At 43.7% G+C, this 8,969-nt stretch carries 5 protein-coding genes; 1 reads left to right on the top strand and 4 read right to left on the bottom strand.

All coding sequences use genetic code 11. From position 1 onward, the window contains the following. The coding region (locus OFY17_RS08875) for a beta strand repeat-containing protein (RefSeq protein ID WP_263530366.1) at window positions 1-4,241 on the top strand (4,241 nt) is incomplete at its 5' end. A gap of 48 nt (window positions 4,242-4,289) precedes the next feature. Here OFY17_RS08875 and arsJ read toward each other — a convergent pair. From arsJ to OFY17_RS08855, 4 genes are all read right to left on the bottom strand, one after another. Continuing rightward, window positions 4,290-5,501, bottom strand: coding sequence for an organoarsenical effux MFS transporter ArsJ (gene arsJ, locus OFY17_RS08870; RefSeq protein WP_263530365.1), 1,212 nt, complete (start codon window positions 5,499-5,501; stop codon window positions 4,290-4,292). 34 nt (window positions 5,502-5,535) lie between these two features. Continuing rightward, the gene (locus tag OFY17_RS08865) at window positions 5,536-6,543 is read right to left on the bottom strand and encodes an ArsJ-associated glyceraldehyde-3-phosphate dehydrogenase (RefSeq protein ID WP_263530364.1); all 1,008 of its coding nucleotides are present in this window, start codon (window positions 6,541-6,543) and stop codon (window positions 5,536-5,538) included. Between the two features lie 58 nt (window positions 6,544-6,601). Then, window positions 6,602-6,946, bottom strand: a complete 345-nt coding sequence (locus OFY17_RS08860) for a metalloregulator ArsR/SmtB family transcription factor (RefSeq protein ID WP_263530363.1) — start codon at window positions 6,944-6,946, stop codon at window positions 6,602-6,604. Window positions 6,947-7,154: 208 nt separating this feature from the next. Next, the gene (locus OFY17_RS08855) at window positions 7,155-8,645 is read right to left on the bottom strand and encodes a SulP family inorganic anion transporter (RefSeq protein WP_263530362.1); all 1,491 of its coding nucleotides are present in this window, start codon (window positions 8,643-8,645) and stop codon (window positions 7,155-7,157) included. Between the last annotated feature and the right edge of the window lie 324 nt (window positions 8,646-8,969).

Raw genomic sequence — 8,969 nt, 5'->3', positions numbered from 1 at the left:
GTACAGTGACGATTGAGGAAGGTGTAACTAATACCATTGAAGTAGAAGTCAATGGCCAAACCTATACAGCAACAGTAGATGAGAATGGTAGCTGGTCGGTAGAAGTGGACGGTGAAGATGTTATCGCGGCTATTGAATCTGGTACCGATATTACAGTGACAGTGACATCGACAGATGAAGCTGGGAATACTGCAACTGAAACCACAACAATTGATGTGTCTGATATTAATGTGGATGTGTCAGCCACAGCTGGTGAAATTGCGGTAGATGCGATCACATTAGATGACGTGATCAACGCAGCAGAAAGCAGCGATACGATCGCGGTATCTGGTACAGCGACAGGTGGCGATATCGCAGAAGGCGATGTTGTGAGCATGACGATCAACGGAACCACATACACAACCACAGTCGATGCAGATGGAAACTGGACAGTAGACGTAGATGGCGCGGATTTAGCAGCGGACACCGAGTTCGAAGTGAGCGTGGCATCAGAAGACGCGGCGGGCAACACAGTCGACAGCACAGCGACGTCAACGCACACAGTAGACAGCTCAGCGGATGCGGGCACAGTGACGGTGAGCGACATCACCTCTGATGACGTGATCAACGCAGCAGAAAGCAGCGATACGATCGCGGTATCTGGTACAGCGACAGGTGGCGATATCGCAGAAGGCGATGTTGTGAGCATGACGATCAACGGAACCACATACACAACCACAGTCGATGCAGATGGAAACTGGACAGTAGACGTAGATGGCGCGGATTTAGCAGCGGACACCGAGTTCGAAGTGAGCGTGGCATCAGAAGACGCGGTGGGCAACACAGTCGACAGCACAGCGACGTCAACGCACACAGTAGACAGCTCAGCGGATGCGGGCACAGTGACGGTGAGCGACATCACCTCTGATGACGTGATCAACGCAGCAGAAAGCAGCGATACGATCGCGGTATCTGGTACAGCGACAGGTGGCGATATCGCAGAAGGCGATGTTGTGAGCATGACGATCAACGGAACCACATACACAACCACAGTCGATGCAGATGGAAACTGGACAGTAGACGTAGATGGCGCGGATTTAGCAGCGGACACCGAGTTCGAAGTGAGCGTGGCATCAGAAGACGCGGTGGGCAACACAGTCGACAGCACAGCGACGTCAACGCACACAGTAGACAGCTCAGCGGATGCGGGCACAGTGACGGTGAGCGACATCACCTCTGATGACGTGATCAACGCAGCAGAAAGCAGCGATACGATCGCGGTATCTGGTACAGCGACAGGTGGCGATATCGCAGAAGGCGATGTTGTGAGCATGACGATCAACGGAACCACATACACAACCACAGTCGATGCAGATGGAAACTGGACAGTAGACGTAGATGGCGCGGATTTAGCAGCGGACACCGAGTTCGAAGTGAGCGTGGCATCAGAAGACGCGGCGGGCAACACAGTCGACAGCACAGCGACGTCAACGCACACAGTAGACACGTCTATTGCAACGCCTTCTATTAGCTTCGAAAGCACTGGCGATGATAGCGTCTACAATGCTGAAGAAGTGGGTGAAGATGGTGCGGTGACAGCGACGATCTCGGTAACAGGTTCGGAAGTAGGCGATACGTTAGCGTATATTGTTGACGGCGGGTTTAACTCCGTTACTTTGACTCAAGATGACATAGATAATGGCGTAGAAGTGGAAGTTGTACCGGGGGAATCTCTTAAAGCATTAACTGCTGATTCTTCAGGGAACATATCCTCAGCTGTCACTGAAACAGCTGCTGAAGCGGACTTAACGGCAGAATCCGGCACGGTGACAGTGGATGCGATCACAGAAGATGATGTGATTAGTGCTAGCGAAGCGGCTAGTACAGTTACAGTGACAGGCACTGCAATGGGTGGTGACATTGCGGACGGTGATCTTGTTACATTAGAAATCAATGGTGAGACTTATACAACCACAGTTGACGAAAACGGCGAATGGTCGGTTGATGTTCAGGGCTCAGACCTTGCTGCTGAAACCGCATTCGATGCTGTTGTGATGTCAAGTGATGAGGCTGGAAACACAGTTAATACAACGGGCTCTTCTACACATACAGTTGATATCGTAGCAGAATCGGGCACGGTAAAAATAAACGTTATTACCTCTGATGATGTGATTAATGCAAATGAGAGTGGTGGTAACGTTACTATATTTGGCCGTGCTTACGGCGGAGATATAGCAGAAGGTGACACAATCACTCTTGAAATCAATGGAACAACGTATACATCGGAAGTGAAATCCAGTGGTAATTGGAATCTGTCTGTTTCGGGGGTAGATCTAGCTGCAGATACTGAATTTGATGTGACGATAACATCAACAGATGATGTAGGTAATACAGTAACCTCTATAATTACCTCAACTCATACTGTAGACCTTGATATAGCGACACCAGAGATCACTTTTGAGAGCACGGGTGATGACAGCATCTACAATGCAGAAGAGATTGGTGAAGATGAGACTGTGACTGCGACGATCTCTGTGTCAGGCTCCGAAGTAGGTGACACTTTAACTTACACTGTAGAAGGTAGTGATGAGATTACTGTTACTTTGTCACAAGACGATATTGATAATGGTATTGGACTGGAAGTTTCACCGAGAGACACGTTAGTCGCTACGTTATCTGATGATGCTGGCAATAGTTCTGACGAAGTAAGTGAAACGGCACCAGAAGCAGACCTTACTGCTGATTCGGGTACGGTGACTGTTAATGCGATTACAGTGGATGATATTGTTAATGCAACAGAAGCAAGTAGTACCATAGAGGTTTCAGGTACAGCAATTGATGGTGATATTGTGGAAGGTGATATCGTCACATTGGTAATAAACGGAACAACATATACAACTACAGTAGATGGAAGTGGTGAATGGGTAGTTGATATTGATGGTGCGGATTTAGAGGAGGATGCATATTTTGATGCCGTGGTGACTTCCACTGATGATGCTGGAAATACTGTTGAATCAACAGGGTCATCTTTTCATACTATAGATACGAGTGCAGTTGGTGGAATTGATGTCGATGGTATTACGTCGGATTCCATCATCGGTCCAGAAGAATCCGCTGAAGGTGTTTATGTCACCTTAACTGGTTATGTGTTTAATGACGCAACGGCGGGTGACACTATTATTGTTTATGTTGATGGTAATGCTGTTGGCACTGCTACAGTTTCTAATGAAACCAACGATGATGGACAATACACCTATACTGTTGACGTATTAGGCTCGGATCTTGTTGCAAGTACATCAACGCCACCACAAGTTATCGTTACTGTGACCGGAACAGATGATGCGGGTAACGAATTTAGCGCTTCAACGAGTGAGGCTTATCAAATTAATACAAATACTAATGCAGATATAGATTTGTTTGTTTTTGATGATAGTGGCGATAATATTATTAACTCTGATGAAGTTGATAATGTAACAGTAGGTGCTTTTTATCTTGGTAGTACCCAGTCTTTTCTAATAACTATAACTGATAGCGAAGGTGGAACTATCTCTACCTCTGATGCTGTGATAGATGAGGATTATGGTGATTCCTACTATATCGAGACTTACTTGGACGTATCTAGTTTGGCGGATGGAAGTCTATCTGTGACGGTAAGTTTTACGGATGCTGATGGTGTTGTTAGTTCTAAAACTGATTCGATCACTAAAGATACTGGGACGGTCGTAACAGAAGGAACAGCATCTGACGATGTTATTGAGGGCAAAGATTATGAGTCTTCAGATGAGTCGGACACTCTATATGGGTATTCTGGTAGTGATGAGCTTACTGGTGGTGAAGGTGGTGATATTCTCATTGGTGGAGCTGGAAATGATATTTTAACTGGTGGGTTTGATGAGCAAGATGATGGCAGTATAGACACCATGACAGGTGGGGACGGAGAAGATACTTTTGTTCTTCAGGGTAGTGATACGTTAGATATTATTACCGATTTTTCAGCCAAAGATGATAAGTTGGACCTAACTGCTTTGTTGTCTGATTTAGATGGCAGCCCTAGTGATGATGCAGATGCTGCTGTGATAGAAGCATTTTTAACAAATGTTATTACGGTTACAGATAAAAGTGTTGAGATAAATGGTGCTGAGGTTGCAGTGTTTGGAGAAAACTCTGATTTCGATTCAAATCAAGATGGTACTGTAGACTCATATGACACAGTCAATGTTATTTATAATGATCAAGAATTTAGTATTTATATAGATGGTTAAATTAGGCGCCCTGCATAAGAGTAGTAATACTTATGCAGGGAAGTAACTTTAGTATGCGGGGTGCTTTTTTAAAAAGATTGAAAGGCAGCTGGCAGCTAATAGAAAAGAGAAGGAAAACCAAAGACAGCTTGCTAGTCCGAACTCTTGGTATATCCAGCCAGATAATACTGTTCCTATTAGTCGACCCATAGCATTTGCCATGTAATAAAAGCCTACATCCATAGACACGCCTTCGCTATCAGCATAGTGAACTATTAGATAACTATGTAGCGATGAATTTATAGCGAAAATCACGCCAAATAAAATCAAACCGCCAATTAGTATTAGTTGAGGATGGACATTCTCTTGTAAGCCAAGAGCCATCAGAGCTGGCGTAATTGCTAACAAGGCAACCCATGATGTGATAGTAATGTTACTGGGAGCTTTGCCGCTATTTTTACCTGTTATTTTCGGCGCTAAGCCTTGAACAACACCATAGCCAATTACCCAAAAGGCGAGGAAACTACCCACGGTCCAATGATCCCAATTGAAGTGCTCACTCAGGTAGACAGGTAGGGCAACAACAAACCAAATGTCACGGGCACCAAATAGAAACATTCTTGCGGCAGACAGGATGTTTATCTCTTTGCTTTTGGAAAAAATTTCAGAAAACTTCGGCTTGCTTTTGGTTTTACCTAAGTCGTCTTTCAGTTTCCATAAGCTGAATATCCATACTACCCCAAGCGCTATCGCCATAACTAAAATCGCATTTTGGAAGCCTATGCTAGTAAGCAGAATTCCTCCAAGAAAGAAGCCGACACCTTTCAAAGTGTTTTTTGATCCAGTGAGAAAGGCAACCCATTGATATAGAGTATCGCTCTTGTCTTTGGGAACCAGCACCTTGATGGAGCTTTTTGCACTCATCTTATTGAGATCTTTAGCTATGCCGGATAATGCTTGTGCGGCCATCATCCAAACAATGGTTAACCACGACGCAGGCACAAGTAACATCGCAAGGGCAAAAATTTGCATTCCTAGCCCAATGTTCATAGTACGGTTTAGCCCCCACTTCGCTCCAAGCCAGCCCCCAATGAGATTTGTGACAACCCCAAAAGCTTCATAGAAAACAAATAGTAGGGCGATTTCCAGTGCCTTATAGCCTAAATCATGGAAGTATAAAACAACGAGCATTCTCAAGGCGCCATCCGTGAGAGTGAAGCACCAGTAATTAGCGGTTACGATCAAATATTGACGAACGCTTTGAGGTAGAGTTGAAATCATATTGAACCTTGATTGTTACTTTTTAATGGTGCTATTAAAGATCAAGTTGACCAACTTTACGCATAAGTTCTGCAGTACGGTTTGCATAACCCCACTCATTGTCATACCAGACATAAAGTTTTACTTGAGTGCCGTTAATTACCATGGTGCTAGGTGCATCGATAATGCTAGAGCGAGGGTCCGTTTTATAATCAATTGAGACCAAAGGGCGCTCTTCGTACCCCAAAATATCCTTCATTTGGTTTTGACTGGCGCCTTTTAGTATCTGATTGATTTCCTGCTCAGAGGTTTCGCGGTTCATTTCAAAAACACAGTCTGTTAGTGATGCATTAGTGAGAGGAATACGCACTGCGTGACCATTTAACTTGCCTTTTAATTCAGGGAAGATATGGGTAATAGCAGTTGCTGAGCCGGTTGTCGTTGGAATAAGGCTTGTACCACAAGATCGCGCTCTTCGAAGGTCTTTGTGAGGAGCGTCGATGATGGTTTGTGTGTTGGTTATGTCATGAATCGTCGTCATAGAGCCATGCTTTATACCTACGGTTTCTTGAAGAACCTTAACAACAGGGGCAAGGCAGTTTGTTGTACAGGAAGCAGCCGTCACGATAGGGTGAATTGATGGGTCATAATCTTCATCGTTGACTCCCATTACAACATTAAGAACACCTTCTTCTTTTACTGGTGCTGTTACCACAACGCGTTTAACGCCTTGATCAAGGTAGGCTTGTAATAGCTTTTTGCTTTTCATTACACCTGTAGCTTCGATGACAACATCACATTCGGACCAATCAGTTTCTGTAATGCTTTTATTTTTTGAGCATTTTATGATTTTGTCATTGATTTGAATAGTATTTTCAGTTGCTACTGCTTCGTGGTGCCAGCGACCATGAACTGAGTCGAAGTTTACGAGATGGGCAAGTGTTTCAGGTGTGCCAGCTGAGTCGTTAATTTGTACGAATTCGATATCGTCCCAGTCGAAGGCTGCTCGGAAGGAGAGTCTGCCCATACGGCCAAATCCATTGATACCTACTTTGATTGTCATGTTTATAACCTTTATTTAATTTTGAGTAATGTTTTGAATACTAAGTAATCGTGTGTTGTTAGTTGCAAGCCGTTAGTCTATCTGGCCTATTCTTCATTCTTTCAAGCTGAGTCAGATTTTGTTCTAGCCAACTGATTTGAGCCTCCAGTGTTTCTTGTAGGGTTGTATTAGCCCAACTAGGTAGGTCTGGGTGTAGGCGATAATAGACCCATTGCCCTTGTCTTCTGTCAACCAATAAGCCGCTTTTTCTCAGTTGAGCTAGGTGGCGAGAAACTTTTGGTTGAGCCTCTTCTAGCGCAGCCATAAGTTCACACACACAGAGTTCGTCAGAATGGGTAATGAGTAGAAGGCAGCGAAGGCGAGTTTCATCTGCTAATGCCTTGAAGAAAATAGTAGGGTTCATGCTTTCTCTCTGTACTGGTCGTGTAGTTTCAATAGTAGGATTGTATCGCATTAATAAAACATACGAAATATCGCATATTCGATTTAACAAATATTTAATCTTGTTGTCACATAAGGTTGGATGATGGGTAAAAAAGAGGAAGAGTTAAGCGAAAACGATTAAGGCTTTATAGGCCTTAATCGTTTGGTTAGGGATGCGTTAATGAGGATTAGTGTCCACCCATTACTTTTTCAACTTCGGCTGGGTCGTTGTGTACGCCAAATTTATCAACGACTGTTGCACTGGCTTCGTTCATACCGACAACGTTTACAATAACGCCTTCTTTGCGGAATTTAATAACTACTTTATCTAGTGCTGATACAGATGTGATATCCCAGAAATGAGCGTCAGATAAGTCAATGGTGACAGTTTTTAGTGGTTCTTTGAAGTCGAAAGACGCTTTAAATTGATCTGCGGAGGCAAAAAATACCTGCCCAATAACGTTATAAATACGCTCTTCGCTATTTTCTAGCTTATCGTTTTTCACCACCATGAAGCGGCCAATCTTATGTGCGAAAAATAGTGATGCGAGTAATACGCCGACAAACACACCTAATGCTAGGTTGTGAGTTGCTACGACAATAGAGACGGTTGCTAACATCACAATGTTTGTCGATAGAGGGTGCTTCTTGAGGTTGGTGATGGACTCCCAAGAAAAAGTTCCAATAGAGACCATTATCATCACGGCAACTAATGCAGCCATTGGTATTTGACCAATTATGTCATCTAAAAATACCACCATGATTAATAGTAGGAAGCCTGCAATAAAAGTGGACAGTCTGCCGCGACCACCAGACTTAACATTGATAACAGACTGTCCAATCATTGCGCAGCCTGCCATACCACCTAGTAAGCTTGAGCTGATATTGGCAATACCTTGGCCTTTACATTCACGATTCTTATCACTATCTGTGTCAGTATATTCGTCAACAATGGTTGCTGTCATCATTGACTCTAATAAGCCCACTGCGGCTAATGCGATTGAGTAGGGTAGGATGATCATTAGAGTTTCTAAGTTTAGAGGAACATCTGGCCATAGGAAGATAGGTAAAGTATCAGGCAGCTCTCCCATATCGGATACTGTGCGGATGTCTATTCCGTACGTGATGGCAACTAGGGTAAGAACAACAATACAAACGAGAGGTGATGGTAATGCTTTACCTATTACTGGAATAAGAGGGAATAGGTAAATGATACCTAGTCCTGCAGCTGTCATAGCATAAACATGCCAAGTCACATCAGTTAATTCGGGAAGTTGTGCCATAAAAATGAGAATAGCTAAGGCATTCACAAACCCGGTGACAACAGAATGAGATACGAAGCGCATTAGGCTACCAAGCTTGAGATAGCCTGCAAATATCTGAATGACACCTGTCAGCAGGCTGGCGGCAAGTAGATACTCAAGCCCATGGTCTTTTACTAAAGTGACCATTAGCAAAGACATTGCACCTGTCGCTGCAGAAATCATTCCAGGGCGGCCACCTACAAACGAAATAACGACCGCAATACAAAATGAAGCGTATAGGCCAACTTTAGGGTCTACACCCGCAATGATGGAAAAAGCGATTGCTTCAGGAATTAGCGCTAGGGCTACCACTGTGCCAGCGAGGGTATCGCCTTTTATATTGGAGAACCAATCCTGCTTGATGGAGTTTATCATTTATTACCTTCTGATAAGTTGAGTAAAAGACGTGCCCACAGTCGAGAAGCATGCTTGTCGAATATTGAGCCTTCTCGGTTAGTCTTTATTTATGAATGGGCTTTAACTTGCTTTATGGGGCAGGGATTATAGTTAGTTGGTTAATGCATAGCAATGTTACGCCTAGTGGGAATAAGCCTATATAAACGCTCATTTTAAAAAGCGTCAGTGATAAAAAATTGAAATAACTGCTTTGATTGTACCTAAGTACAATAGCTAGATTGGATTTCATTGTGTAAGTTCTATCTATATCGTAAAAATATTCCGTTTTCAGAATCTAGGAGA

Source organism: Marinomonas sargassi, assembly GCF_025716875.1.
Classification (GTDB): domain Bacteria; phylum Pseudomonadota; class Gammaproteobacteria; order Pseudomonadales; family Marinomonadaceae; genus Marinomonas; species Marinomonas sargassi.
Note: the sequence above shows the minus strand (reverse complement) of the source record. Positions and strands in the feature narration are given on the sequence as shown.